The sequence below is a fragment of the Acidobacterium capsulatum ATCC 51196 genome (assembly GCF_000022565.1).
GTDB classification, from domain to species: domain Bacteria; phylum Acidobacteriota; class Terriglobia; order Terriglobales; family Acidobacteriaceae; genus Acidobacterium; species Acidobacterium capsulatum.
Genome location: NC_012483.1, coordinates 2,868,740 through 2,895,279, shown reverse-complemented (window position 1 = coordinate 2,895,279; position 26,540 = coordinate 2,868,740). Strand labels below are relative to the sequence as shown.

Annotated in this window: 20 protein-coding genes and 1 rRNA gene; 10 read left to right on the top strand and 11 right to left on the bottom strand. The window is 61.5% G+C overall.

The window, feature by feature from the left end:
- Window positions 1-7: 7 nt before the first annotated feature.
- The 7 genes from ACP_RS11885 to ACP_RS11855 form a co-directional block, all read right to left on the bottom strand.
- Window positions 8-2,500 carry an ABC transporter permease gene (locus ACP_RS11885; RefSeq protein WP_015897579.1) on the bottom strand — a complete coding sequence of 831 codons (2,493 nt, stop codon included), beginning with the start codon at window positions 2,498-2,500 and terminating at the stop codon, window positions 8-10.
- A gap of 50 nt (window positions 2,501-2,550) precedes the next feature.
- Window positions 2,551-3,273, bottom strand: a complete 723-nt coding sequence (locus tag ACP_RS11880) for an ABC transporter ATP-binding protein (RefSeq protein WP_015897578.1) — start codon at window positions 3,271-3,273, stop codon at window positions 2,551-2,553.
- Window positions 3,274-3,299: 26 nt separating this feature from the next.
- The gene (locus tag ACP_RS11875; RefSeq protein WP_015897577.1) at window positions 3,300-4,559 is read right to left on the bottom strand and encodes an efflux RND transporter periplasmic adaptor subunit; all 1,260 of its coding nucleotides are present in this window, start codon (window positions 4,557-4,559) and stop codon (window positions 3,300-3,302) included.
- 243 nt (window positions 4,560-4,802) lie between these two features.
- Window positions 4,803-9,206: an Ig-like domain repeat protein gene (locus ACP_RS11870; RefSeq protein WP_148215138.1), complete on the bottom strand. Its 4,404-nt coding sequence runs from the start codon at window positions 9,204-9,206 to the stop codon at window positions 4,803-4,805.
- A gap of 478 nt (window positions 9,207-9,684) precedes the next feature.
- The gene (locus ACP_RS11865; protein ID WP_015897575.1) at window positions 9,685-10,461 is read right to left on the bottom strand and encodes a hypothetical protein; all 777 of its coding nucleotides are present in this window, start codon (window positions 10,459-10,461) and stop codon (window positions 9,685-9,687) included.
- Window positions 10,436-11,350 (bottom strand): ABC transporter ATP-binding protein, encoded by a 915-nt coding sequence (locus ACP_RS11860; RefSeq protein ID WP_015897574.1) that lies wholly within the window; start codon window positions 11,348-11,350, stop codon window positions 10,436-10,438. Before ACP_RS11860 ends, ACP_RS11865 begins: the two co-directional genes overlap by 26 nt.
- A complete protein-coding gene (locus ACP_RS11855; RefSeq protein WP_015897573.1) occupies window positions 11,343-11,762 on the bottom strand; it encodes a GntR family transcriptional regulator in 420 nt (139 codons plus the stop codon). Before ACP_RS11855 ends, ACP_RS11860 begins: the two co-directional genes overlap by 8 nt.
- 591 nt (window positions 11,763-12,353) lie before the next feature.
- Between ACP_RS11855 and ACP_RS11850 the strand changes: the two genes are divergently transcribed.
- From ACP_RS11850 to ACP_RS11835, 4 genes are all read left to right on the top strand, one after another.
- Window positions 12,354-12,584 carry a hypothetical protein gene (locus ACP_RS11850; RefSeq protein ID WP_041839538.1) on the top strand — a complete coding sequence of 77 codons (231 nt, stop codon included), beginning with the start codon at window positions 12,354-12,356 and terminating at the stop codon, window positions 12,582-12,584.
- A gap of 226 nt (window positions 12,585-12,810) precedes the next feature.
- A complete protein-coding gene (gene rho, locus ACP_RS11845; protein ID WP_015897571.1) occupies window positions 12,811-14,061 on the top strand; it encodes a transcription termination factor Rho in 1,251 nt (416 codons plus the stop codon).
- Window positions 14,062-14,216: 155 nt separating this feature from the next.
- Window positions 14,217-14,486: a type II toxin-antitoxin system Phd/YefM family antitoxin gene (locus tag ACP_RS11840; protein ID WP_015897569.1), complete on the top strand. Its 270-nt coding sequence runs from the start codon at window positions 14,217-14,219 to the stop codon at window positions 14,484-14,486.
- Entirely contained in the window at window positions 14,486-14,896 is a 411-nt protein-coding gene (locus ACP_RS11835; RefSeq protein ID WP_015897568.1) for a putative toxin-antitoxin system toxin component, PIN family, read from the top strand. The genes ACP_RS11840 and ACP_RS11835 overlap by 1 nt, the downstream gene beginning before the upstream one ends.
- A 128-nt stretch (window positions 14,897-15,024) precedes the next feature.
- On the opposite strand, the gene ACP_RS11830 is transcribed toward ACP_RS11835, so the two are convergent.
- Window positions 15,025-16,665 (bottom strand): alpha/beta hydrolase, encoded by a 1,641-nt coding sequence (locus tag ACP_RS11830; RefSeq protein WP_202944464.1) that lies wholly within the window; start codon window positions 16,663-16,665, stop codon window positions 15,025-15,027.
- Between the two features lie 59 nt (window positions 16,666-16,724).
- Between ACP_RS11830 and ACP_RS11825 the strand changes: the two genes are divergently transcribed.
- From ACP_RS11825 to ACP_RS11815, 3 genes are all read left to right on the top strand, one after another.
- Window positions 16,725-17,372 carry a hypothetical protein gene (locus tag ACP_RS11825; RefSeq protein ID WP_041839537.1) on the top strand — a complete coding sequence of 216 codons (648 nt, stop codon included), beginning with the start codon at window positions 16,725-16,727 and terminating at the stop codon, window positions 17,370-17,372.
- A 72-nt stretch (window positions 17,373-17,444) separates the two neighbouring features.
- The gene (locus ACP_RS11820) at window positions 17,445-19,463 is read left to right on the top strand and encodes an alpha/beta hydrolase domain-containing protein (RefSeq protein ID WP_083770597.1); all 2,019 of its coding nucleotides are present in this window, start codon (window positions 17,445-17,447) and stop codon (window positions 19,461-19,463) included.
- Window positions 19,464-19,747: 284 nt separating this feature from the next.
- Window positions 19,748-20,641: a hypothetical protein gene (locus tag ACP_RS11815; RefSeq protein ID WP_015897563.1), complete on the top strand. Its 894-nt coding sequence runs from the start codon at window positions 19,748-19,750 to the stop codon at window positions 20,639-20,641.
- A gap of 173 nt (window positions 20,642-20,814) precedes the next feature.
- Here ACP_RS11815 and ACP_RS11810 read toward each other — a convergent pair whose 3' ends face one another.
- The gene (locus tag ACP_RS11810) at window positions 20,815-21,849 is read right to left on the bottom strand and encodes an RsiV family protein (protein WP_015897562.1); all 1,035 of its coding nucleotides are present in this window, start codon (window positions 21,847-21,849) and stop codon (window positions 20,815-20,817) included.
- Between the two features lie 120 nt (window positions 21,850-21,969).
- Here ACP_RS11810 and ACP_RS11805 point away from each other — a divergent pair, with 120 nt between their 5' ends.
- The 3 genes from ACP_RS11805 (at window position 21,970) to ACP_RS11795 (ending at window position 25,632) form a co-directional block, all read left to right on the top strand.
- Window positions 21,970-22,359, top strand: coding sequence for a DUF302 domain-containing protein (locus ACP_RS11805; RefSeq protein ID WP_015897561.1), 390 nt, complete (start codon window positions 21,970-21,972; stop codon window positions 22,357-22,359).
- 283 nt (window positions 22,360-22,642) lie between these two features.
- Window positions 22,643-24,100 (top strand): nitronate monooxygenase, encoded by a 1,458-nt coding sequence (locus tag ACP_RS11800; RefSeq protein ID WP_015897560.1) that lies wholly within the window; start codon window positions 22,643-22,645, stop codon window positions 24,098-24,100.
- A gap of 272 nt (window positions 24,101-24,372) precedes the next feature.
- Window positions 24,373-25,632 (top strand): hypothetical protein, encoded by a 1,260-nt coding sequence (locus ACP_RS11795; protein WP_041839536.1) that lies wholly within the window; start codon window positions 24,373-24,375, stop codon window positions 25,630-25,632.
- Window positions 25,633-25,645: 13 nt separating this feature from the next.
- On the opposite strand, the gene ACP_RS11790 is transcribed toward ACP_RS11795, so the two are convergent.
- Both ACP_RS11790 and rrf read right to left on the bottom strand, forming a co-directional pair.
- Window positions 25,646-26,161, bottom strand: coding sequence for an HXXEE domain-containing protein (locus tag ACP_RS11790; RefSeq protein ID WP_015897558.1), 516 nt, complete (start codon window positions 26,159-26,161; stop codon window positions 25,646-25,648).
- Between the two features lie 192 nt (window positions 26,162-26,353).
- Window positions 26,354-26,470: ribosomal RNA gene (gene rrf, locus ACP_RS11785) — 5S ribosomal RNA — on the bottom strand.
- Between the last annotated feature and the right edge of the window lie 70 nt (window positions 26,471-26,540).

Here is a 26,540-nt window from a genome sequence, read left to right as displayed (position 1 = left end):
GAACCTCTTAATCCATGCGCAGAGTGGTCATCGGATCGACCGACGCCGCCTGCTTTGCCGGCCACACCGCGGCGGCCACGCTCACCAGCAACAGCAGTCCCAGCACACCGGCGTACGTCGGCAGATCAAAGGGCTGCACTCCATAAAGAAAGCTGCGCAACAGCCGTCCGGCAAGCAATGAAATCGCCAGGCCACATCCGAGCCCATATCCTGCTAGCAGCAGACTCTGGCGAAAAATCATGCGCAAAATCTGCTGCCGGGATGCGCCCAGCGCCAGACGAATCCCTATCTCACGTCTGCGGAACCCGACAAACTGCGATAGCACGCCGTAAAGCCCCGCAATCACCATCAGAATGGCCAGTCCAGCAAAAGACGCGGTCAAATCCAGGCCAAGCCGCTGATTGAATGTCGTCTGGTTCACGACCGTCTGCATGGTCTGAAAGGTATCCAGCGCAAAGCCGGGCGCCTGCTGATGAAAGACATCCCGCACCTCTCTTGCTACCGGAACATTGCCGCGCGTCTTCACGATGAAGTTCTGGAACGAATCCACCAGCGCCTGATAAAAGAGCGATGTCGTCGGAATCTGGTCGCCCGGCAGCAGAATCATAGGCTGGGCAGGTTCCTCCACGCTCGTGGTGCGCTCGTTGCCAATGACCCCGACAATCACGGGCGGAACAAGAATGCCCGTGTCTTTGCCGCCGAGATCCAGATGCTCGCCAATCGGATTTCTGCCTGCAAAGTACTTCTTTGCCATCTCCTCATTGATCACTGCCACCGGCGGAGCGCTGGCTGTGTCATCCGGATTGATCATGCGCCCACGCAAGATGGGCGTGCCCATCAATTTTGCATAGTCGCCACCCACCGCGGTCATGAGCGCCTGAGGCTGATGATGCGTTTTGGCCGGATGCTCCACCACGCTGAAGGAAGACCGAATCTGCGAGTTGGTCAGCGGCAGCATCGTGGTGTAAGCCGCATCCTCAATTCCCGGAGCTTCGCGCAGCCTTGCCAGCACCGGGTCATAGGAGAGCACTGCGACGGAAGCTGGCGGTACTCCGGTACCGGATGACACGCTCATGCCGCTGAAACCCACGGCATCCGGCGGTGTTACCTGAAACGTAGTGAGCCGCGTCGTCTGAAAGCCGAGCCACGCATGCTCCAGATTCCACATCGTGCGCGCCAGCAATCCAGTCCCCACCAGCAGCAGAGTCGAAAGCGCAATCTCCGCCATGACGAGCCATGCCGTGAGCTTGCCGCGCACCGAGCGAGTGCCCACACCCCGCGAGGCGGACTGCAGCGTCGCCTGCGGGTCCGCACCCGAGACCATCACGGCCGGCAGCAGCGATGAGAGCACCGTCGTGAACGTCGCAATTGCAGCCATCACCAGCACCACGGTCCACCGCAGATGAATCGCATCCATGCGCGGAAGTGTGTCCGGCGGCAGCTTATGCACACTCTCAATCGCCGCGGCTGCCAGTGCAAAACCGGCAACGCAGCCTAACCCGCTCAGCACCGCGCCCTCGGTCATCACCTGCCGCAGCAGCCTCGCCCGGCCCGCACCCAGCGCAACTCGCACTGCAAACTCCTGCTGACGGCCAATCGCCCGAGCCAGCAGCAGATTGGCAACATTGGCGCATGCAATCAGCAAAACCAGTAACAGGGCAGCAAACAGACCCATCAGCACCGGTCGCGTGCTGCCCACCACCGTCTTCGCGTAAGAGACCATCGTGAAGCTGCCATCCCGCGCCGGATCATGATCGACATCCGCAAGCTGCTTGCTGACCTGCTGGAGCTGCGCCTGTGCCTGTGCCATGCTTACGCCCGGATGCAGCTTGGCGAGAATCAGAAAGAAGCTATACCCGCGCTTCGTCAGCATGGCATGCGTGGGCTGCAGCGGCAGCCACACAGCGGTTCTGGTGGACGAGCCTTCATTCTCAGGAAAGCCAAAGTTCGCCGGCATCACGCCCACCACAGTGTGCGGCACACTGCTGATGTGAATCACCTTTCCCACAATGTCCGGGTCAGCGTGAAATACCTTCTTCCAGATGCCCTCAGAGAGCAGCACAACCTGCGGTCCTCCGGCCAGCCCTTCCTGCGATGTAAAAGTTCGTCCCAGCAGAGGCCTGGTCCCCAGCATGGTCAGCAGACTGGGCGTGACATGGGGAGCGGCCACCGCTGTGGATGTATCTTTTCCCTGCACAACCGCCAGATCGTCCGAATATCCGGCCACGTCGACAATATTTTTCATCCCATGTCGAATGTCGCGATAGTCCAGCCACGAAGTCGATTGCGGCGAATCAGTCCCGGGACCAGGCTGGATCGCCACCAGCCGGCTCGCCCCCGCATACGGTAGCGGACGCAGCAGCACATTCTCCATCACCGTGAACATGGCCGTGTTCGCGCCGATGCCAAAGGCAAGCGTCAGCACTGCCAGCAGCGCAAAGCCTGGGGCCTTGCGCAATTGCCGCAAAGCGAAAGAGATGTCCGCAGTCCATGTCCGCATCGTGTCGTTGCCTCCGTTGAGAAATTTAGCCGGCGCTCTCGCCCGTGGTTTCAGGCCTGAATCGCCGCCAACTGGCGCTGCAATTCCTCTTCGCTCACTACCTTGCCGTCAAACAAATGCACCTGACGCTCGGCATGCGCGGCAAAGCGCGGATCGTGCGTCACCATGCAGATGGTCGCGCCCTCGCGGTGCAGATTGCGCAGCAGATCCATCACGGCCTCGCCGTTCTTCGAGTCAAGGTTTCCGGTCGGCTCATCGGCCAGCAGAATGGAGGGCGACCCCGCCAGCGCACGCGCCACGGCCACGCGCTGCTGCTGGCCGCCCGAGAGCTGCGAAGGATAATGCCGCATGCGATGCGCCATCGCCACTCGCTCCAGCGACTCCTGCACGCGCCGCTTGCGTTCCGCCGCCGTCATGCCTGAGCGGTAAGTCAGCGGCAGCTCGACATTCTCATACACAGTGAGATCGCCAATCAGGTTGAAGCTCTGAAAGATGAAACCGATCTCCTGGTTGCGAATGCGCGAGCGCTGCGAGAAATCAAGATTCTCCACCTCGTGCCCATTCAGCATGTACTTGCCGCCCGTCGGCGTGTCGAGCAGCCCGATGATGGAGAGCAGCGTGGACTTGCCGCAGCCTGAAGGACCAGACATCGCGACATATTCGCCGCGATCAATTCTCAGGTGAATGCCCGACAGGGCATGCGTTTCAATTTCGTCGGTATAGAAGACCTTGGTCAGCCCTTCGATCTCGATCAATGGTTGCGTGTTTTCCATCGCTGCTTCTCTCCTCGAATGCTGCTTTAGTTGAGCTGAACTCTGTCGACGTTGTCGTACTGAGACATATCCGAAAGAATGACCCGGTCGCCTTCCCTGAGTCCGCCCAGAATCTGGATCTTCGTCACAGAGGCGACGCCCACCTTCACCTGTACGCGCGTCGCGGTCTTTCCGTTCGGCGAAATACGGAAAAGGCTGATCGTGCTGTTCTCGTTGCCAAAGGCGGGCCGCCCCACGTACAGCACATCATGCAGCCGCTGCAGGTCAATGGTGCCGTCCACACTCAGGTCAGGCACCGCGCCGGCGGGCAGCGGACCATCCAGCGCAACATCGACCGTACGCGTGCCATTCACCACCGAGGGGTCAATGCGCATCACATGCCCGGGCACGATGCCGTTGTGCGTGTCGATCTCGGCCGGCTGATCCAGCTCGATGTCGTGCGCCTGCGTTTCAGGAATCTGTAACTCCGCCATGAGCTGATTCGGCTGGACCACTTCGGCCAGCGTCGCGCCGGCCGCCACGTGCTCGCCAATCTGGTGCGGCAGGTTGATCAGCACGCCGCTGATGCCCGCCGTCACGTGCAGGGCATCCTGCTCGCTCTGCAGCAGCGAATACATCGCCTGCGCCTGCTCCACCTTGGTCTGCTGCACCTGCAACTGGGTCGCAATCGCCTTCTGATTCATGGTGATCTCTTCCTGCTGCAGATGATTTTGCACGGTGAGCTGCTGTGCCTTGCTCTCTGAGGCGTGATACGAGAGGCCGCTGATCACGCCCAGTTTGTAGAGCTGGTGATCGGTCTGCGCCTGCAGCTCCGCCTGGCTGTGGTCCGCGCTCACCGCCGCTGCCGCCGAGCGCTTGTCCATCAGCGCGCTTTCGAGGCTCACCTGCAGATTGTGATAATCCACCTTGGCCGCCTTGAGCGCCAGTTGGGCATTCAACAACTGCTGCTGCAGTTGCGGATCCGAAAGATCCATCAGCACCGTATCCGGTCCGACCTTCGTGCCCGGCAGCACGCGAATGCGCACCACCGTCGCATCGGTCTGCGCCGGAATCAGCCGGATACGATCCTGCCGGGGCTTCAACTGTCCCAGGCCGCGCACCTGGCGAATCATGTCGCCGCGTTTCACCACGCCGGTCCAGATCTCGCTGCTGTCCACCGTGGGAGCCGCAGGTTTCAACCGGGACACTACAAGAGCCACCCCGCCTGCCGCGATTAAAACAACCAGGGCAATGACGAGCTGACGGCGTCTCTTCTTCTTCTTCAAATCGGGCCGAGCGATATCCACGCGTCTATGGATTGCACGCGTTGCGCCAAACCCCGCTCGCCCATAACCGGCTTTGTTTTCATCGCGAATGCCAGCGCGGGCCCGCCTCGAGCCGCCTGCAACCTGCCCATCCCCGGACACAGGTGTCCATTTGCGGACAACTCCGGCAGGTGGCCCCCACTTCCTCTTACAAAAAAGAAAGGGTGCGGCGAAGCCCGAAGGCACGCCACACCCTTGAGTGGCCAAAGACGCGAAGCAAACCGTCTACTGCACGGCCAGCTTCACATTCAACGTATGAGTGGTCGCCCCGGAGGTCGCCACCACCTGCAGCGTAGTGGTGCCGGTCACCGCCTCATAGTAGTCCTGCGAGACCGCGGCCGAGTGGTGTGCGTCCCCGCTGTACTTGGCAGAGATGAGGTGCGTGCCCACGGCAAGGCTGCTCGCCGTGAGGGTCGCCTCACCGTTGTCCAGCGTGACCGGATTGCCCAGCGCCGTGGCGCCGTCATAGAAGGTCACGGTTCCCGTCGGCATGCGGTCTCCTTCTGAAACCTGGGCCGTAAAGGTCACCGAGTTTCCTGAGGCAACCTCAGACTGCGTGCTGCCGACCGTCACCATACTCGAAACAGGCGTCGAGTTGCCGCCGCAACCGGAGAGGAAGCCGAAGGCCATCACCAGCACCATCAGCATCGACATCACCTTGCGGCGCTGCTTGGCAAAGCCGGCAAAGAACAGGCCAAACAGGCCGCAAAGCTCCGCGCCCGTGGCCCAGCCTTGAGACTTCCGGCTGTCATTCTTCGCCTGCGTCTGCGTAAACGGTCCCTGCAACGTGACCGTCAGGTTCGACTGCCCGCCTCCGGCCAGCGTCGCCGGAGAAAAGCTGCACGTCGCGCCCGCCGGCAATCCGCTGCCGCAAGCCAGAGCGATGTTGCCGCTGAAGCCCAGCACCGAAGCGATCGACAACGAAGTGGTCGCGTTTCCCCCTGCCGAAATGGTCATGTTGGGCGAGCCAGAGTTCAGCGTGAAGTCCGGCGCCGTCACCACCACGGTGGCTGGTGCGGAAGTTTCCGCGTTAAAGTCCGAGTCGCCGGAATACATCGCCGTGACCACATTCGTGCCTGCGGGCAATGTAACCGGAACGGTCACAATCGCGTCCATGGGGTTCTGTATCCAGGGAAGCGTGAGGCCGATAGGAGCAGAGACCGCCTGCTCGGCGCCGCCATTCACCGAGGTGAAGAACTGCACCGTGCCCTGCGGACGGTAATAGCCGTACTGGCCATAGCTGTGCCCCGTCACCACAACGCTCAGCTCCGTCTGCTGCCCCGGCAACACATAAGGCGCAGTCGTCGTCAGAGCGATCGGCGTGGTGACCTTGGAGATGGTGGTCGTGATCATCGAGCTTGTCGAGGCTGCATAATTCGAGTCGCCCGAGTATTGCGCATAGACGTGTGCCGTCTCCGCATCTCCACTCTCAATCACCGTGCCGACGCCATTCACCAGCGTGACCGGACCGCCAAAGATATTGCCGTCGCTGGCGATCGTCACCTGGCCAGTCGGCACCGTGGCGCTTGCCTTCACCGGAGTCACCTTGACCGTGTACGTAAAGGATTGCCCGTAGGAGACCGTGGTTGGATTCTGCGTGATCGTCGTAGTGGTCGCCGCACCCGTGACCGGCACCACCGTGAACTGCGACGGCATTGCGTAGGTCGGGTCCGTTCCCGAAACCGCCGCAAAGTTTGCGTCGCCACTGTAGCCAGCAGTGATGTTGTGCGTGCCCAATGTAGTGAAGGTGGCTGCGTACTTGACCTTAGCTTCGGTTGCGCCGGCCGGCGTTGCGAGCGTCATCGGGCTGCCCAGCGGCTGACCGTTGTCATAGAACTGAACCGTTCCCGTCGCGGGCCCGCCGCCATTGTAGGCCGGAGGAATGATCGCGGTCAGGAATACCGTCTGCCCCGCAGGCACCTGGTAGTTGCTGATGCTTACATAGGTCGGCCCTTGCACCTTCTGCTGGGTAACGGTTTGCGCTGCCGAAGTGCTCGCATGGAAGCTGTTGTCGCCCTCATACTGCACGGTCAGCGTGCTGCTTCCATTTGGGAAGGTATAGCTGGTGCCACCGCCCGTCGTGAAAGCAGCCGTGCCGCTTGAGGTCAGGGTACCGGTCATTACCACCTTGCCGTTGTCCAGCAGGTTGACCGTGCCCGTTGCATTGCCCTGCCCAGACTTGCCGGCCACCGTCACCGTCACAAACAGCGGTTCGCTCCATGTCAGCGTACCCGTATAAGGAACTTCCCGATTCGTCGTGAAGTTCACCACATCCAGGCTCACCGATACGGTGCTGTCTTCCGGAGACACCGTCAGCGAAACCGGCGAAGAGTCGCTGCTTGTGAAGGTGCTGTCTCCGTTATAGTGCGCCGTCAGGTTATAGGTCCCACCAGGCAGGTCGCTCACCGGGCCGGAGTAGTTGCCGGAAGCATCCAGCGTCACATCGCCGATGCTGCCGTACTTGTCCGTCATCAGGGCAACGTCGCCCGTCGGCGTGCCTTTTCCGCTCGCTGCTGCCACATGAATGTGAACCGTCAGCGGCTGCCCATGCGCTGCCGTGCTGCCGTCCACCGTCAGGGTCGTGGTTGAACCGGCCGTCGCCGACACACTGCCCCAGTTCGCCACCAGGTTCGCGGCATCCACTGTGCCCAAACCGGTGGACATGTCATAGCCGGTGCCAGCGGTCCACTGCGCCGTGGCAGTGTTGTAGCCGTCCATGCCCGGCTCGCTGTTGTTGCCCTGCGTCACATCGTGAAAGTTGCAGGTGCTTCCGAGCGTTGGCTGGGTCATTGCCGAAGAGTCGCACGAAGCTGCATTGTCCTTCGCTGCCAACTGATAGAACTCATAGTCGGCCTGCCCTTGGTAAGCGCCGTTCTTCTGCTCCACCAGGGCCATGATACCGGCCATGGAAGGCGCCGAAGCCGAGGTGCCACCGATGATGCCCGCCTGGTTCAGCACCGGCTGGCCGTTCTGTGTGCCAATCAGGCACTGGCCAAAAAAGCAGTAGAGGTAGCCATCATCGTCAGGAGACGCATTCAGCGCCACGTCAGGAATATCGCGCACACCATCGGAGGGCACGCCTGTTCCTGCCTGCCATGCAGGCTTCGCATAGCCGCCGAGACAGGTCTCGTTGCCCTGGCTGTCCACGGAGGCCTGGCTGCAGTTGCTGGGGCCGCCGCCGCCGCCCTCCAGCACATAGTAGGTCTCTCCATACGCGCAGTTCGTGCTCGACTGAGGCAGTGTCGGGTCGCAGCCCTCATTCCAGGCCGCCTCCGGGATATACCCCAGCGCGTCCTCAAACGTATTCGTGTTGTTCGGCGACCAGTACGAGGGATAGTTGCCGCCCTCATTGAACTGGGTGCCGCCCACCGCCACGTCATACGGGGTCGAGGCCATGCCGCTGACGCTGGGTCCATATTGCGCCGGGCCGCTGGGTTCATAGCCATTCCCCTGCAGGTCCGCATCCAGTTCGGCGGTTCCGCTGTCACCGGTCGACACAAACACCGTGATGCCCTCGGCCGCGGCCTGCTCCCAGAGCGAGTTATAGAACGCATTGCCGGAAGGCCCAAGCAGCGCTTCCGACAAACCGTAGCTCACGCTCATGATCGGAGAAATCCGGTTATCGATGATGTAAGCCGAAGAAAGATCCACGCCATCTGTCGTGTCGGTGCTCGCGCTCACCACAAAGTTGATCGTGGCGCCCGGCGCAGCCGCTCCGGCCCACTCTACGTCCAGGCTCGACTCACTCTGGTCGCGGCTAAAAGTCTCCCCGGGGTCGGTACCATTGACGATGATCTTCGGGTCATTCTGCGGCAGGCCAAAAGCCTGCCGAAAGGCTTCCACGTCAGCCATATCGATATCGCTGCGGCCCGGAATGGCAATCGAAACTCCCGTGCCATCCACGCCATTCTTGATCAGCGATGTCTCGTCATAGATCGTCTGAAAGTCATTCGGCGAAAGGTAATAGTAGAAGTTACCATTGCCATCATTCGTCGTGAACTTGGGATTCACCGGCGCCATCTTGCCGCTCACATTCCGCTTCACCTCAATCGGATCGGTGTGCTGCGGCTGCGCCTGAAAATTATTCAGCGAAAGCACGCCCGCCACCACCGGCGTGATTGCCTGCGGAATCGAAATATCCGTCGCATTGGCATAATGCTTCTGGCCGTTCGCAACAAACTGATGCATCGAGGTCGCAAACGCGGTATTCACCTGCTGCACGCTGCCGGTGAACTCAATCCACTGCCGCCCGTTCGCCACCGCCGTGGGCGTCAGGCCCTGCGACTGCAGCCAGCCCTCTACCTTCGCCACGTCCGCGGCTGAAGGACCAAACGCCGCGCCATACTGCGCCGGCGTCAGCCACTGGTGATAGCTCTTCGAGTTCCGGTTATATAGATTCGCCAGTTCGCTCTTGAGTGCCGCCTGCTGCGCCGCACTGGGCTTGAGCACCAGCATCATGTTGTGGAGCGTCTGCGAACTGCTCATCGCGCCCATATCCTGGGCGGAGGCAATCGCCTTCGGCTTCGTGCCCGGCAGCGTCGCGCGCACGGAGTTGTTGATCTCCTGCACGATCAGCGAAGGCGTGGCGCTGGTTTGCGCCAGCGATGGGGAGATGAATAACGCAGCCATCAGGGCAAGCAGGAGAACCCGCCCGGGGCGCAGATGGGGTATGAGAGATGGAGATAGCTTCACTGTCTTAATCCTCAACAGAAATTGGGCACTGCAGGGGACAACAGGAGACGTCAACAGAGACGGCGCCGGTAAGCACGGGCTCGACGGGGAGTTGTGCGGGGGTAAATCGAGGAGATGTTGGTGAAAATGGAAGGGCTGCGGATCAGTTCATCGGGCAAATCACAAGGGCATACCGCTGCTTCGGCGAGGGCCAAAGCGATTTAGTAGCGGGGCCGCAGTGCATTTTGCGCATGAGACTTTATCCCTTAAGTCCAAACCAGAGTCAATATTTTTTTACAATGCCGCAAGAGAATCTTCTTCGGGCTCTCAGGAAAAGCTCGCCCCTCACGAGCAAGGTTCCCCCTCTTATCTCGTTCTCATACAAAAGAGGAGCCGATCGGCTCCTCTTTTACACTCTGTGCGCTCCGCGATCTCATCAGATATCCACGCGCTCCAGCCAGAGCTGCGTCAGCAACGGAAACGCGAGAATCAACGCCGTGCGCGCCAGCAGCTCGACCGCAAAGTGCGGAGCCAGCGTCATGGCGTGTCCGTAAAGATGAAAGCTCACAAAAAACGGATTCGGCAAATGAATGTCCCGGTACTTCACCAGCAGCATGTTGGCCCATCCATAAACGATCAGCGTCGCCAGGCCTGCCGCCAGCCCGTAACCTCCATTGCGAAACAGCAGCGAGAAGAACTGCGCCAGTCCCGTCAGCAAACCCGCGAAGAGAAGAATGGATAGCCCCGTCAGCAGAACCATTGGAAACATGGGAATCCCCAGCATGGCGGCCGCCGTGGTCGTCTGTACGGTATGCGTGGTGCCACCTGTCATCACGGTATGCGTAACCCGGACCATTGGCATATGCCCCCCGATCAGAAACCAGGTGGCAAGTACAGCCGTCAGCACCACCGCTGACAGCATGCCAAAGCTCCACTCACTCCACACAAAGTAGCGGCGGGATCGCGGCCGCGTGAAGAGAAAGTCCCCGGCATTCTGATGAAAGTGCCGCCCCAGCCCCGTCTGCCCGAAATACCACGTCACAGCGCACGCCACAATCAGCAAGGCCGCCAGCGAAACCAGCACGCCGAAGTGGTGAGGATTCAAGTCATGCAACGCGCCCGTCTCTATGGTGAGCGCCCCAAACACCACAAACAGCGCGGCGCTCAGAACAAAAAACAGCCGCGATTCACGCCAACACTTCCACAGATACATGAGCAGACTCCTTTCCGGCGACTGCAAGAAATGTCTCCTGCAGGTTCATGGTTTCGATATCGAGGATCGTGGCGCCCTGAGCGCGAAGCTCGGCGGCAAATGCCTCCGCCTCGGCACGGACGACATACTCCGCCGCGCCCCCTGAGACGCGGCTGGTCACCACCGTGGGCCCTCCGGCCGGCAGATCGCGGCCCGCCGCGCGAATGCGGCGGAAGGCCAGACGAATATCATCCAGGCGCGCCTCCAGCTTCAGCGTGCCGGCGTCGATGATGCCGACCCAGTCGGCCACCTTCTCCACCTCTGACAAGTGATGAGAAGAGAGCAGCAGCGTGCGCCCGGTTCCGGCGAAGTCTTCAATCAGAACCCGCAAAAGCTGGTCCGTTACGACGGGATCAAGGCCAGCCGTGGGCTCATCGAGCACCAGCAGTTCCGGATTCTGCGCCAGCGCCAGCAACAGGCACAGCTTGGTCTTGCTGCCGAGCGAGAGAGTGCGGAAGCGCTGCCGCATCGGAACCTCGAGTGCATCCACATAGCGGCGGGCGCGTTCCTCGGACCACCCCGGAAAGAAGCCCCGTTGAAACCGCAGCAGCTCCTCGCCGGTCATCGCCGGAAAAAGCGTCTTCTCAATCACAAATCCCGTCCGGTTGAGCACCGCCACGGTCTCTCGCTGAGGATCGAGCCCGAGCACCACCGCCGAGCCAGCCGTGGGCCGGGCCAGTCCGGCCAGCATCCGCAGCGCGGTGGTCTTTCCGGCGCCGTTGCGGCCCAGAAAGCCATAAATGGAGCCGCGCGGCACCTGCATCGTGAGGCCATCCACGGCGCGCGTGACCGATCGCAGAGACCGGTAGTGCTTTGAGAGCGATTGCGTATGCACGGCCAGTTCAGTCATTCGGGTTCTCCCTGTCAGGGGTTTGAGAATCAGGAGCTTCAAGGTTCTGAAACGATGCGTCCAGCAGCGCAAGAGCATCGGGCCGGCCCAGGCGCATCTGCACAGCCTCTACCGCGAGCTGGTCGGCCAGCGGCTTCAGCCGTCGCAGCTTTTCTTCATGCAGCAGCCCCGGCGGTTGCCCATGCACATAGCACCCGCCGCCCGGAACCGTGCGCAGCACACCCTCGCGCTCCAGATTCTGATAGGCGCGGGCCACGGTGTTAGGGTTGACGCGCAACTCGGCGGCCAGCTTGCGCACTGGGGGCAATGCATCCCCTTCGCGCAATACCTGGGCCGCAATGGATTGTTTGACCTGCCCCTCAATCTGCAGATAGATCGGGACTCCAGAACCGGGATGGACGCGGAAGATCATTTGTATTAGTACAGTAGTACAATAAATCCAGATGTCAACAGGAATTTTCGAAAATCAGACAAAATCCGAGCATCGAAAGCCACAAATCCCCTACAGTTTTTTGAATTTCTGCCGATTCGCACGCCGCCGCCATGCAGAGAGTTTCCGGTAAACGATTGCAACGGCAATGCCTTAATCCACATTCCAGGAATGGAAGTAAAAATCCGTTCTGCCGTAAAAAAAAGTATTGACCTGAAGAGCAGATGGATTTACGTTACTGATTGCTGGCGGCGATTCGTGCTGGTTTCCAGGCCTCTGAGCTGTGTCTTCTGTCTCTGGCTGCCTGTCTCCGAACGATGTAACTGGTCCCCATGGTTCTCCCTGCTCTCTGAGGGGGCCGGTTGTTTGCGCGTTTGCGAGCCGGGCAAGGGCACTCGCCGCATCTGCAAGAGATTACGATCGTTTCCTGAAGATTTGGACCGGTCAAAAGAAAAAGTTGACCAAAACGGAATCCTGCTGCGTCTAACTGTTTGGTCTTTAATTCGATCCACTTTGCGCCCCTGGCTTCTCGGCTTCTGGTTTTTGCAAAGTTGTAAAGAGGAGAAAGTTTTCATGCGTTCCGATCTTGTTTTTGGCGCTTTGTCTTATGTGAAGAACCGTTATCAGCTCTGCCAGTTGGCGTCAAAGGCCACCCGCAAGCTGCACAAGCCAAGCACCCGCCTGCAGGACACCACGAATGAAGTTCTGGGGCACTTCCACCAGTCCAATCCGATGGCGGAAGCCTCGGCTGCCGTGATGTCCCAGAGGGCTGCCGCTCAGACCTCCCAGCGCCGCGCGGCCTGAGCTCGTTTCCTGATTTCTTCGTTCCAGTCGAAACCTGACGCGCCGTTTTCGTGGTGAGAAAACGGCGTTACGACCCTATCCAATAACTATTTTTTCAGGGAAAATGGTACCGGCGCGGCCGCTCAGTCCAGGGAGCCTCGCAGCACTTTAAACTCTTCTTTTCTGCCGCTCATCCCCTTCCCGATATTCCTACCCGTCATCGAACGATCCCCTACCGCAGGTGCACATGACCATTGCTGAACTGAAAGAAAAAAACATTACTGAGCTGAGCCGCATCGCCCGCTCGCTCGACATTCCCGGGGCCAGCGGCCTCCGGAAGCAGGACCTGATTTTCAAGATTCTGCAGGCGCAGAGCGAAAAAGAAGGCCACATCTTCGCCGAAGGCGTGCTCGAAATTCTGCCCGACGGCTACGGCTTCCTGCGCTCGCCCGACTACAACTATCTGCCCGGCCCGGATGACATTTACGTCTCCCCCTCGCAGATTCGAAAGTTCGACCTCAAGACCGGCGACACCATCAGCGGCAACGTCCGCCCGCCCCACGAGGGCGAAAAGTACTTCGCGCTGGTCAAAATCGAGGCCATCAACTTCGAGTCGCCCGAGGAGACCCGCAACAAGATCCTCTTCGACAATCTGACGCCGCTCTACCCTGAAGAGCGCATCAAGATGGAGACGGTCCGCGACAACATCAGCGGCCGCGTCATGGACCTGCTGACGCCCATCGGCAAGGGCCAGCGTGGACTCATCGTGGCTCCGCCCCGCACCGGTAAGACGATGCTCTTGCAGTCGATCGCCAACTCCATCACCGCCAATCATCCTGAAGTGGCACTGATCGTGCTGCTGATTGACGAGCGCCCCGAAGAAGTCACCGACATGCAGCGCTCGGTCAAGGGCGAGGTTATCAGCTCCACCTTTGACGAGCCGGCCGCGCGCCATGTGCAGGTCGCCGAAATGGTCATCGAAAAGGCCAAGCGCCTCGTCGAGCACAAGCGCGATGTAGTCATCCTGCTCGACTCCATCACCCGCCTGGCCCGCGCCTACAACACGATTGTGCCGCCTTCGGGCAAGGTGCTCTCCGGCGGCGTGGACTCAAACGCCCTGCAGCGGCCCAAGCGCTTCTTCGGCGCGGCCCGCAACATTGAAGAGGGCGGCTCGCTCACCATCATCGCCACGGCCCTGGTCGATACCGGCTCCCGCATGGACGAAGTGATCTTTGAAGAGTTCAAGGGCACCGGCAATATGGAAGTGATCCTCGACCGCAAGCTCGTCGACAAGCGCGTCTTCCCGGCCATCGACATTCAGCGCTCGGGCACACGCAAGGAAGAGCTGCTCATCCCCAAGGAAGACCTGCAGCGTATCTGGGTCCTCCGCAAGGTGCTCAACCCGCTCTCACCGGTCGAAGCCATGGAACTCCTGGTCGACAAACTCGGCAAGACCCGCAACAACGCCGAGTTCCTGCTGAACATGAGCTCCATCTAAACCCATTTCTACGAAAGCAAAAGGGCGTTCCGGAAGCGGAACGCCCTTTTTGCATCTGTCATCTGTATCATCACGGCTGCGACGCATACTCAACCATATTGACCATAACGATCATTGAAGCCATGATAGTCATAGGCATAAAAGGAGACGCGGTCATGGTCAAGGAGATCAATGCGGTGCAGTTTCGGCAAAACCTGGGCGAAATGCTCAATCAGGTGCAATACCGCCATGACAGCATCCTCATTCATAAGGACGGCAAGCCCGTGGCCGCGCTGGTCGATGCGGATTTATTCGCGCGCATCCGCCGCATGCAGGACCGCTTTGATGACCTCACCAGCCGCATCGCCGATGCTTACGCCCAGACCCCGGCCGCCGAAGGCATGGCAGAGATTGACGCCCTGACCGCCGAGATCCGCAAGCACTGATGTCCCGTCTGCGCGTCGTTCTGGACACCAACGTGATCGTTTCGGGAATCGCCTATCCCGGCAGCATCCCCGGCAAAATTCTCGCACTCTGGAAGCACGGCAGCGTCGAAGTGGTGCTCTCGCGATACATTCTCGGCGAAACGGCGCGGGGGCTTCCTCGCCTCTCCCGCATTGCTCTCACTGCTGCCGAGATTCAGGACCTGGTCGACGGCCTGATGTTCCTGGCCGCAATCGTCGAGCCGGAGGGCGCCGTCGATCCAGCCCTCCGCGATACCGCCGATCAACCCATCCTCGGAACGCTGCAGGCTTCCCGGGCAGACTATCTCATCACTGGAGATAAAGATTTGCTGGCCCGCTCGGAGAGCTATCCCATTCTCACGCCGTCCGAGTTCTGGGCGCGGCATGGTTGAGGACGGCTCCCTGCAAGCAACGTCCGCTCCCTCTCTCTAGCCCCGCAAATAGCGTCATCCCTTCGCGCAACCCCAGACGGACCATCAAAAGTTGTCCGTCCAGAGCTGCGTAAAAGTATGCCTGCCGCCTACGGATACTGTTCCTCAGCCACAGCTTTCCACTTCGCGCCGGCATGGGGCCGCGCCTGCAGGTACATCTGCGCGGCAATGGTGTCGAAGAGCGCCAGCCGGTCGCCATTCTTTTCATACAAATTGAAGTGGCTGCGGCCCTTGCGGAAAGTAAAGTGCTCCTCCGCCCCCAGCTTTTCGAGCACGGCGTCAAACTTCCGGGCCGCGCCGTTCAGGTAGAAGGTGTCCGCCGTGCCCACATACACATGGATGTGACCTTTCAGGTAGCGTCCCTGCTGCGGCCAGGTGGTCTTCACAATGTGAGCCAGATCGTAGTGCTCCCGCCAGTAGGCCACCACTTTGGGATAAACATCTCCCGTGCTGCGATCAAACATCGGCTCAGGCTTTCCATCTGGCCCGCGCGGTGAAAACACCCACTCAAACGAGGCAATCTGGCCGCCGTAGGGGCCGAGCACCTGTTCCAGCCTGGCAAATTGCTCAAAGGTCGCCAGCACCTTGCCGTGAGCCCGCACCAGTGGATACGCCGTTCCATCCGGACGGTGATACACATTCGCGTGCGGCGCGTAGAGGTCAATGCCCGTGAAGTCATGAAAGGTGCTCGGGTCCGGCGACGTGGACCACGTGCCGCCAAAGAACCGCGGATAATCCACCTCCAGTTGCAGCGAAGCCCATCCTCCCGAGGAGTGCCCCTGCAGAAAGCGCCCATTCGGCCTCGCATCCATGCGATACTGCGATTCCAGCCATGGAATATACTCCTCCACCAGCGCCGAGCCCCACGGGCCGTTGTTCACCGAGTTGTCGAACTCATGCGTGCCGGTCGGCAGATGCTCGTCCAGCATCACCCAGATCATGGGCGGCATCTTGCCCTCGGCCATCCGCCGGTAGAGGTCGATCCCCATCCGCTCGCAGTAGTACAGGTTCGCGCCAAAGCCATGCGTCCAGTAGACCGTCGGGTAGTGCTTCTTTTTGTCCTTCTGATAGCCCGGCGGCAGCACCACCCAGGCCTTGATCGATGTAGGCCGTCCCGAGAATTCCGTCAGCAAACGGCTCTGGTGCTCGGCGAGCTTCATATGATGATCCAGCGCATCCTGATCCACCGCGCTGAGCGCAGGATGCTTGACCGGTGGCACCACGTGATCGAGCGTCAAGGCAGGTTCGGCACCCTCGCCAGCCGTCCAATGCGTCAGCGTCAGCACGGGGCTCATCAGGTCACCCGGAGTCAGGCCGCTGTAGTTGTAGGTGTGATCCACATCCAGCACCGCCTGCACCTGGTAGTCACCCGGTGTCAGGTCAGAGAAAGGCTTGGGAAAAGCGATCTCGTCGGTATCAATATCCACCGCCGCCCCCGGCGCAAGGTCATGCACCTCGCGCGCGGCCACCCACGTGGCATTCGGCTCAAATTCATTGATGGAAACCTGCTTGGCTCCCGTTCCTTTGGCAATAAAGACCAGCAGCCGCCCAGAAACAGGCTGATGCACGGCACTGCCGGCAGACACCCGGAAGAAGAGATGCCGGGGCATTTGCGCGGCTGCCGTCGAAGCAAGCACGCTCGCGGAAAGAAGCGCGGCGCAGGCGCCGGTAGCAATCGTCGAAACAACGTGAGAGAAACGCATGGCGCGAAGTGTAACAAATCTTGCCACCCGCTGCCCTTCGCCCGGCCAGCATCACGGCACCGCTCTCCGCGCATCGTAGAGAGGGCATGCATTACCCTGAGAACGTGCTGCCCCCCTTCCGCCTTCGGGCCTTCCTGCGTCTTACGCGCATCGCCGCGCTGCTGCTCTGCGCGGGCCTGACTCCGGGATGGGCCGCCACCCGCCGCGCGGTGGACACCGTGCCCCAATGCCCGCCCCAGATCAAGCTCACCGCCAGCTATCTCGCACCGGAAAAACCCGGCCAGGGCCCCGGCTTCTACTTTCAACTGGAAAATCGCACCCCGCATCCCGTCACGCTCGTGGCCCCGCTGCCCTCGAGCGCGCACTGGTACGCGCATGTCGGCCGCCTGTGGTTATGGCGAGCCTCCGCCGGGCGCGGCGGTTCTCTCGTGAACGCGCTTTCCTCTCGCAGTCCCATGTTTGTCGATCGCGCCCTCCGGCCCTCCAGCAAACCTCCCCACACCATCACCATCCCCGCCCATGGCCAGCACACCTGGGCTGCGTGGACCAGCGAGGACCCGGCCATCGCCTATCAACCAGGCTGCGCGCAGTGCAATTATCCCGGCGAACACGAGTTTCGCGCCGTCTTTGCTTACGCCTGGCTCCCCGCTCCCGGCGAGCACATTCCCCATCTGCTCACCTGCGGACTGCGTTCCAACCAGGTCATCATGCCGCCCTTTGACCCGCCTCATTGAGCGCCGCGCAAGTAGCCGCAGCCCATACGTTTCTTATGCTTGTTCCTCTTCCGGCGGTGCTATCCTGCCGCGATGAAGCTCCTCCGCCGCATCTGCCTCCCCCTGTTCCTTCTTTTCGCCGCCGTACCCGGGCTGCAGGCGCGCGTGGTGCGCGTCGAAGTCACGTCCACTCAGCCGGTCGCCAACGGCCGCGCCTTTGGCCACGCGGGAGCCTACGAACGCCTCACCGGCAAGGTCTATTTCTCCGTGGCCGTCGCCAATCCGCACAATCGCCGCATCGTCGATCTTAAGAATGCCGTCAACCTGCACGACGGCCAGGTCGCATTCTCAGCGGACTTCGTAGCCATCCGTCCCGTCGATGCCTCCAAAGGCAACGGCTCCATGCTGCTCGAGGTCCCCAATCGCGGCCATCAGGGCATCGTCCGCCTTGTCGATGGAGGCACCACCGATCTCTCCAACGTGGGCGACGCATGGCTGCTGCGCCGCGGCTTCACCGTCGTCTCGCTCGGCTGGCAGTGGGATGCACCCGGCCCCCACGCGCTCAAGCTCTACGCGCCTATCGCAAAGGATCACGGCCACACCATCACCGGACTACTGCGCGGCGACCTCATGCTGTCCAAACCGCAGTCCGTCATTCCGCTGGGCCATGACATCATCGGCAGCATTGGAGGCACCGAATATCCGGTAGCCAACCCGCGCGACCCTCGCAACCTGCTCACCGTTCGCAACACGCGCCAGGGCCGCCGCGTCGTCATCCCACGCAGTGGCTGGGAGTTCGCAAAGCTCGTCAATGACAAACCGGTGCCCAGCGCGCGCCACATCTATCTCAAGACCGGTTTTGAACCCGGCAAAATCTACGAGTACGTCTACGTTGTCCAGAATCCCGTCGTCGCGGGCCTCGGCTTTGCCTCCATCCGCGACTTCGCCTCCTGGGCCAAGCACGATCCCCATGCACTCACGCCCGTCCGCCGCGTCTACGGCGAAGGCATCTCGCAAAACGGCCGCTACCTGCGCGACTTTCTCTATGAGGGCTTCAACGCCGATGAACAGGGCCGCATCGCCCTCGATGGTGTGCTCGCGCACGTCGCGGGCGCCGGACGCGGCAGCTTCAACTACCGCTTCGCGCAACCCTCCCGCGATGCCGAGCCCACGTCTTCCGTCGATTTCCCCATCGACATCTTTCCCTTCACCGATGAGCCGGAAGTCGATCCAGCCACAGGCCGCCGCGCCGGTCTGCTCGACGCCGCCAAAGCCGAGCACGTTGTGCCCGACATCTTTCTCTCCTGCACTTCTTATGAATACTGGGGCCGCGCCGCCGGACTCATCACCATCACCGCCGATGGCCGGCACGACATGCCCATCGGTCCCCACGTCCGCGTCTACCACTTCACCGGACTACAGCACTTCTCCGGCCCGTTTCCACCGAAGAAGGGAACCGGCGACCTCGCCGGCCAGCAGCCCATGTCGCCGCTACCCATCCACTACTTCTGGCGCGCCATGATCGCCAACATGGACGCATGGGTGCGCAACGGACCCCCCCCGCCACCCAGCAGCTATCCCCGCATCTCCAACGGCACACTCATTCCGCTCGCCAAGTGGACCTTCCCGGCCATCCCCGGCATTCACACGCCGACAGAAGCAAACGCGGGATGGCATCTCAACTTCGGCCCGCACTGGCGGCAGACCGGCATCCTGCTCTGGCAGCCGCCCAGGGTTGGCGCGCCCTTCCCGGTGCTCGTGCCCAAAGTGAATGCCGACGGCAATGAGATCGACGGCGTCCATCTGCCCGAAATCACCGTGCCCCTGGCCACCTACACCGGCTGGAACCTGCGCTCGCCCTCCATCGGCGCACCCGGCCAGCGCGTGCCCTTCGAAGGCTCCTACATTCCATTTCCCAAAACGAAGGCAGACCGGCTCCGCACCCACGACCCGCGCCTCTCGATTGCCGAGCGATACCCGAGCGAGGCCGCATACCTGCGCCGATACAGCCAGGCCATCGACCAGCTCATCGCTGAGCGCTGGATTCTCCCCGAAGACAAGCCCGCCATGATGGCACGAGGCCGCGCCGAGTGGGCCTACGCCACCGAGTAGTACAAGCCCCAGCAGTAGCATCCGCAGCCCGGTCTTTCACTCACTCCGCACAAAGGCCGGGCTCCCGTTTTGCATCGCATGCACGCAGCTTCTTGCCCAGCACCTCAGATCGCAATGCGCAAAATCTATAATGGAGTTTCCGCGAAAGAAAAGACGGAAGAACGTTCATTCAGGCCAGCAGCCCGCCGGCGCAAGCAGAGCATTGTCTCCGCATTTCGCCATAGCCATGCCGGAGCGCTGCATCCCGCCGGGAAATCCCCGGTTTTTGAGGAGTAACTGGACTCATGCGTGTTGTTGAAAGCAGCCATCTGTACAAGCCGCAGTCGCGGCATTTCGCCGGCATCTCCCATCGCCGCCCATCCTTCCGCTTTCCATCGCGCACCATTGCCAAAGCCGTTTTCTGCTTACTCGGCATCTTCCTGCTGCTCGCGCCGCTGGCGGCCCACGCCCAGACCGACGAAATCCAGGTCTACGACGCCACCATCGCTCCGCCCGGCACCTTCAACCTGATGCTACACAGCAACTTCACGCCCGAGGGCCGCACCACGCCCGCATACCCCGGCGCCATCATCGCCAACCACTCCGTTAACGGCGGTCTGGAGTGGGCCTACGGCGTCACCCCGTGGCTCGAGCAGGGGCTCTACCTGCCCATCTATACCGCCTATTCCAAAGGACGAGGCGGCTCCATCGACGGGCTCAAGGTGCGCGAACTCTTTGTCCGCCCCCACGCCCAGCAACACAAACTCTTCTGGGGCTCCAACTTTGAGTTCAGCTTCAATTACCACTATTGGGAGTCCCGCACCTTCAGCGCCGAGGTGCGTCCCATCATCGGCGCAAACCTCGGCAAGTGGGAACTCATGTACAACCCCGTGGTCGACACCGACTACCGCGGCGGCCTGGGAGGCCTGCAGTTCAATCCCGAATCCCGCATCGTCTATTCCCTGAATCACAAGTGGGATGTCGCCGCCGAGGAATACGACGGCTTCGGAGCCTTCAACGACTTCTCCCCCCTGCATGATCAATTCCACGAAGTCTGGGGCGACTTCGACCACTTCGGCCAGACCTGGGACATCGAGGCAGGCGCAGGCTACGGACTCACCGCCGGCTCAGACAAATGGACCTTGAAGTTCATGATTTCGCGGGATCTCAACAAGAAGCCCTGGCGTCCACACCTTTGAGGTAAGGCGGCTACCGCACCCGCACCGGCAGCATCTCCGGATCGAGTCGGGTGCCCCGGGTCCGTCGGTTCGGACCCGGGATTTTCAGCGCAATCCGCTCCCCCAAAAATGCGCCCGTCATCCTGAGCGAGCGGAAGGATCTCCGTTCCCGCCCCCTCGCGAAAAACCACCCCTCACCGCACCCGCACCGGCAGCGTCTCTGGATCGAGCCCCGCCGCTAAATACGGCCGCAACTGCCCCCATCGAATAAAAATCGTCGGCTCACCATAAAAGCCTGCCGCCACCGAATATGCCGGGAAGGTCACCCACAGCCCATCCCGCAGCAGCGTCCAGTGGCCGGTCTGTAGCGCAGCCTTCTCCGCCGCTGGCCGCGACTCGGCCTCCGGAAATATCCTCACCGGATTCTCCTTCCGCCGGCTCATCTCCACCAGTTGCTCATAGCTCACCCGCGCCAGAAATGGCCGCCAGCCGCTGCCCGGCCGAAACACATCCTCCGCCCGCACCTCGCGACCGCGCGGCAGCCACCAGTTCATCTGCGTCTTCTTGGTCGCCGGATGCGCCGCCCCGTACGGGAAAATGCTCTGCGTAAATGTGACCTCGATCAGCCGCGCGTTCGCCGCCGCCACCCGGTAGCTCAGCCACTCATGCTTGCCGCCCAGCGGACTCGGCTCGAAAGCATCCCCATCCGCCGCGCTTCCCCGCTTCAAAGCCGCCACTCGCGTCCGCACCGCCCGGTTCCATCGCGACGCGCGCTCATTTGCCCGGTCCACCTGGGGCCATGCAAACTCGCCCACCCCATATCCCGGATCTCCCGGCAGATGCTCCGGCTCCCCGGCCGTATGCGCCGGGTCGGGTGCCGTGCGATACTCCGTGCGCGGGTAAAATTGCATTCCGCCAGCCCGTACCATCCCTTCGGCAATCGTCTTTTCTTCCGCTCTGTAGAGAGGAGTCAGGCACTCCGCCTTGCCTGCCGGGCAAACTCTCTGCGTCCAGGCGAGCCACTCCGCCGCATCGCTCTCCATCTGCCCGCTGGCCGCAGCGGAGAGCTGCGCCTCGCTTTGCCGGAAGGCCTTCCGCAGCGCCGCCGTCGCCGCCGCAAAGCTCGCATCGCTGCAAGCCGCCGCCTTTGGCCCCTTGGGGGTGCAGGGAAGATTCACCGCCAGCACGGTCGTCGCAAAAGCCAGCAGAATGAGAGCGAATCGGCGCATAATTCACCATCCTACCCCGTTATCGATAACAAAGTCCGAAAGGCCTCTTCACAAACTTCACCCCATTCTGTGGGATAGTAGCGGCAGCCTCGTTCGCAGCGTCATTCCCGGAGGAAACCCATGTCCGCACCCGGCCTCATCACTTTTCCCAGTCCCCGTTCCGTACCCGAAACCGTGGCCCAACTGGAGTCCGCGCTCACCGCCCGCGGCCTCAAAATCTTCGCCCTCATCAACCACAGCGACGAAGCCGAGCAAGCCGGCCTCGCCATGCTGCCAACCCAGGTGATCCTCTTCGGCAGCCCCAGGGCTGGAACCCCGCTCATGCTGGCCACGCCCTCTCTGGCCATCGATCTTCCCCTCAAGGCACTCGTCGCCGAGGATGCCACCGGCCAGACCTGGGTCACGCTGAATGATCCGGCCTACCTGCAAGCCCGCCACGGCTTCCCCCCGGAGCTGCTCGCCAATCTCGCCGGAGCCACTACCCTCATCCAGAAGACACTCGCGCCCTGACGTTCTTTGAACTCGCGCGCACAACTCCGCCGCCGGCACGCGCCATCCCCTGTGATCCTGGTCACAACACTCCTCCTCATGCCCGGCCGATACTCAAACCTGTGCCCACGCCTCCGCCCCATACCTCTACGGGGCGCGCGTGGTTGCTCGTGGCCAGCGCAGGCCACGCGCAGCAGCAGATATCACAAGGGATCGAAGCCTCCGAATTGTCCTCATACCGAATCCGCACAATAGCCGGCACCAAAGATCAGACAACAGCCCCTACGGCAACAAGGAGCCGCCTATGACCCTCTATCCCCACATCATTCAAGGCGGCATGGGAGCCGGCGTCTCCAACTGGAGACTGGCCCAGGCTGTCTCCCGCACCGGCCAGCTCGGCGTCGTCTCCGGAACGGCTCTCGATCAGATTCTCGTTCTTCGCCTGCAGGACGGAGATCCCGGCGGCCACATGCGCCGCGGTCTCGATGCCTTCCCCTTCCCCTCGATGGCCGCGCGCATTTACCGCGAATACTTCATTCCCGGCGGCAAACGCAAAGATGCCCCCTACCGTCTGCTGCCCGCTCATACCCGCGACACACCGCGGCAGATCACGGAGCTGTGCATCGTCAGCAATTTTGTCGAGGTCTATCTCGCCCGGCAGGGCCACGCCAACCTGGTGGGCATCAACTATCTTGAGAAAATTCAGATGGCCCATCTGCCCTCCATTTACGGGGCCATGCTGGCCGGTGTCGGCTACATCCTCATGGGCGCGGGCATTCCACTAAAGATTCCCGGAATCCTCGATCGGCTGGCCTTGCACCAGCCGGTGGAATACGAGTTGAGCGTCAAGGGAGCCCGGGAGGGAGACCGCTTCGTCATGCAATTCGATCCAGCCGAGTGTCAGGACCACCCCTTGCCCCCGCTCGAACGGCCACGATTTCTGCCCATCGTCTCTTCCAACACCCTTGCCGCCACCATGCTCAAAAAGGCAAATGGTACCGTCGATGGCCTCATCGTCGAAATGCGAAAGGCCGGCGGCCACAATGCTCCGCCGCGCGGCAAGCTTCAGCTCTCCGGCTCCGGCGAGCCGGTCTACGGCGATCGCGATATTGTGAATCTCGAAAAATTGCGCGAGCTCGAGATTCCCTTCTGGCTCGCCGGCGGCTATGGGCACCCCGGCAAGCTCGAAGAGGCCCTTGCGCAGGGAGCCTCTGGTATCCAGGTAGGCACGGCTTTTGAATTCGCCACCGAGTCCGGTCTCCGCGATGACTACAAAGCAGCCCTGCTGGCCCAGGCCATCGCCGGTCGCGGCCACGTCTTCACAGACCCCCTGGCGTCGCCCACCGGCTTCCCCTTCAAGGTGGCACAACTCCCTGGCACCTGCTCCGAGCCCGAAGTCTATGCCGCTCGCGCGCGCATCTGCGACATCGGGGCGCTCCGTGAAATCTATCTCATCCCCGGCGGAGAACTCGGCTATCGTTGCGCCTCCGAACCCATCACCCTCTACACCTCCAAAGGCGGCGCTCCCGAAGAGGCGGCCGGCAGAAAATGCATCTGCAATGCGCTGCTGGCCAATATCGGCCATCCCCAGATCAGAAATGGTCAAAGAATGGAGCCCGGTCTGGTCACTGCGGGCGACGACCTGAACACCATCCGCGACTTTCTGCTGCCCGGCCATTCCTCCTATTCCGCACAGGATGTCATCTCGGCACTGCTCAGCGGCGCTCCTGCTGCGGCTCACTCTTCCCACGCCGTCCCATAGCTCGAGCGCCAACGGGTATTCTCCGCCCGGTCGTATTCCCACCCAAGGGCAGATTTATAGGGAAAGCGGCGCGGCCGGATCAACGAAAGCGGAAGAACTACTGCGGACACCCGGATTTGCCGGTTTCCGCAGTGTTTCTTCGCTCCGCTTTCTGGCCCTCCGCTATACTCGCTGCCATGCGGAGATGCCTGCTTCTACTCGTCCTTTGCTCGCTTCCCTTCGCGGCGCAAACCACGACCGCATCGAAGCCATCGGTCGCCAGCCAGGCTGCGATGCCCGAGCTCTCCCCGGCCGATGCCTTGAAATACGCGCTCGCGCCCTATCACGACGCACGCCATCAGCCCAACGACCTCACCGCACAGGACCAGTGGGCGCTCGGCATCAGCATCACCCGGGCCATGAAGTTGTGCAATCAGATCACTGCCAAAGGCCTGCCCACAACAGCGCCGGACCTGCTCGCTCTTGGCCGCCTCTGCAACTTTGGCATCCAGTACGCGCCAGCTCGCGATGCGCTCGTCGCCTATCTCGGCCTGCCGCACCCTCCCGACCGCGAAGCTGCCTACCTGCTTCTGGGCCGCGTGTTCCTCGGTCTTCACCAGTCCGCGGCGGCAGAGAGCGAAGCCGAATCGCTCATGGACGACTACCCCTACAGCGCCGCCACCAATGCACTGATCGATCTCATCATCAGCCACTCCGAGGGCCGCAATCCTGTCAGCATGGCCTCCTTCACCGTGCACCGGCTCGCCGAGGAGCAGTTGCCATTTCTGCTCAAAACGCTGAACTCCGGTGCCATCCCGGCATCTACGGCCAAATCCAGCCCTGAGCACGCACCGGTCGATCCGGAAACCGCATTCTACGACGCGCTACGCTGCGCCTACCAGTTCCGCATCGAGCAGCAGCCGAAAAAGGAATCGGCGCTTCTCGACACTCTCACCCAAATTGCCGCGAACAGCCGCTACGCCCACAGCCCCGAACTGCCCGCCCTGCAGGCCGATCTCGCCGCCTATCGCACCCTCGGCCAGCCCGCAGCCCTATCCTTTCTGCACGGAAAGGCGATTCTCAGCGGCCACCCACTGTCACTCACCACCCTGAGCCTCAGCAACGCTACGACCATCCTCATCCCGGTTACCCTCTGGGCGCCAACCTCCCCGGTCGCCGTGCAAATGATGGCCAAAAGCTTCCACGGTCTCCCCGTAACCATCGCGGCCGTCACATCCTTTGCCGCCAATACCGGCACCAGCGACAAACCCTCCGACGCAATCCTGAAGGCATTCGAGGAGATGCAGGCGCAATTTCCGCCACATCTCCCCTTGCTGATTCTCCCTGACCAGGAACTGCAGGCACTCTCCATCGCCGACTATCCCACCGCCATCCTCATCGGCCGCGACGGAACCGTCCACTTCAACCATCCCCTGTTCACCAACGGCGACATGCGCCTCCTGATCGAGGCGTACAAACAGCAGACGCCGGTCCCGGAGCCTGTCAGACACTCAGAGTCTGCCGCCCACAGCCACCACGCCCACATTCGATAGCAATTACAGCGATTTAGCCGCCGTCAGCGGGGCGACTTCTGCGCCATGCCAGAAATGCATGTGCCCCATACAACGCTCCCATGCTGCCGGCACCCAGGAGCAGGGCAACCCCAATAGCGCTCCGCCAGGCAAGGAAATCGGAGGGCGTCGAAGCCATCCGGTCACCCATCAGTGCGATACCTAGCGGAAGATTGAGCAGCACTCCGCTCGCCGTGCCCGGCACATAGGAGCGCCGGGCTAGACTCATTGCCAGGTGCGGAAATACCGCATTCAGCGCCATGGCCAGAGCAAATCCCGTCAGCACATTTTGAAATTCGCTGTTCCATGGCTCAAGCCACACACCCAGCACCGCAACCCAGATCACCGCACTGACGAGCGAAGTCAATGCCCAATAAATCGCCCCGTTGGGCTCAAAAAGCGGCATCCGGTGCTCGCGCATCCATCGCGGACCGTTCAGTGCCTCTTCAAGATTATGGAGCGTCACCCCAATTCCAAAGAGAATTGCAGTTTCACGGTAGGCGAGATGCATGCTCTGTCCCCCGGCGCTCAGCATCACGCCCTGACCATTCATAATCCATGCATGCGGAGATATTATTCCGTCGCGTCCTATGCGTTTTCACGGTAACGTTTACGGCGCTCCCCCCGCCCCGGCCCGCTTAGCCTCCATTCGGGCCCAAAACGCAAAAAAGCCCGCTCCGAAGAGCGGGCTTTTCTATGTTTATGCCGGCGATCACCTAATCTCCCACACACTTTCGCGTGCAGTACCATCGGCCCAGTGAGGCTTAACTTCCGTGTTCGGGATGGGAACGGGTGGGCCCCTCACGGTATGGTCACCGGCAAACTTGAGGCGTTACTGCTGCCTTTGAAACTTGGGAGGCGCTTGGCGGGAGGGTTATCCCGCAGCCAGA

Excerpts from the sequence above, each read along its gene's own strand:
- ACP_RS11885 (WP_015897579.1), bottom strand. The coding sequence starts at position 2,500 with ATGCGGACATGGACTGCGGACATCTCTTTCGCTTTGCGGCAATTGCGC.
- ACP_RS11880 (WP_015897578.1), bottom strand. The coding sequence starts at position 3,273 with ATGGAAAACACGCAACCATTGATCGAGATCGAAGGGCTGACCAAGGTC.
- ACP_RS11870 (WP_148215138.1), bottom strand. The coding sequence starts at position 9,206 with ATGGCTGCGTTATTCATCTCCCCATCGCTGGCGCAAACCAGCGCCACG.
- ACP_RS11865 (WP_015897575.1), bottom strand. The coding sequence starts at position 10,461 with ATGTATCTGTGGAAGTGTTGGCGTGAATCGCGGCTGTTTTTTGTTCTG.
- ACP_RS11860 (WP_015897574.1), bottom strand. The coding sequence starts at position 11,350 with ATGACTGAACTGGCCGTGCATACGCAATCGCTCTCAAAGCACTACCGG.
- ACP_RS11855 (WP_015897573.1), bottom strand. The coding sequence starts at position 11,762 with ATGATCTTCCGCGTCCATCCCGGTTCTGGAGTCCCGATCTATCTGCAG.
- ACP_RS11850 (WP_041839538.1), top strand. The coding sequence starts at position 12,354 with ATGCGTTCCGATCTTGTTTTTGGCGCTTTGTCTTATGTGAAGAACCGT.
- rho (WP_015897571.1), top strand. The coding sequence starts at position 12,811 with ATGACCATTGCTGAACTGAAAGAAAAAAACATTACTGAGCTGAGCCGC.
- ACP_RS11840 (WP_015897569.1), top strand. The coding sequence starts at position 14,217 with ATGGTCAAGGAGATCAATGCGGTGCAGTTTCGGCAAAACCTGGGCGAA.
- ACP_RS11835 (WP_015897568.1), top strand. The coding sequence starts at position 14,486 with ATGTCCCGTCTGCGCGTCGTTCTGGACACCAACGTGATCGTTTCGGGA.
- ACP_RS11825 (WP_041839537.1), top strand. The coding sequence starts at position 16,725 with ATGCATTACCCTGAGAACGTGCTGCCCCCCTTCCGCCTTCGGGCCTTC.
- ACP_RS11820 (WP_083770597.1), top strand. The coding sequence starts at position 17,445 with ATGAAGCTCCTCCGCCGCATCTGCCTCCCCCTGTTCCTTCTTTTCGCC.
- ACP_RS11815 (WP_015897563.1), top strand. The coding sequence starts at position 19,748 with ATGCGTGTTGTTGAAAGCAGCCATCTGTACAAGCCGCAGTCGCGGCAT.
- ACP_RS11810 (WP_015897562.1), bottom strand. The coding sequence starts at position 21,849 with ATGCGCCGATTCGCTCTCATTCTGCTGGCTTTTGCGACGACCGTGCTG.
- ACP_RS11805 (WP_015897561.1), top strand. The coding sequence starts at position 21,970 with ATGTCCGCACCCGGCCTCATCACTTTTCCCAGTCCCCGTTCCGTACCC.
- ACP_RS11800 (WP_015897560.1), top strand. The coding sequence starts at position 22,643 with ATGACCCTCTATCCCCACATCATTCAAGGCGGCATGGGAGCCGGCGTC.
- ACP_RS11795 (WP_041839536.1), top strand. The coding sequence starts at position 24,373 with ATGCCCGAGCTCTCCCCGGCCGATGCCTTGAAATACGCGCTCGCGCCC.
- ACP_RS11790 (WP_015897558.1), bottom strand. The coding sequence starts at position 26,161 with ATGCATCTCGCCTACCGTGAAACTGCAATTCTCTTTGGAATTGGGGTG.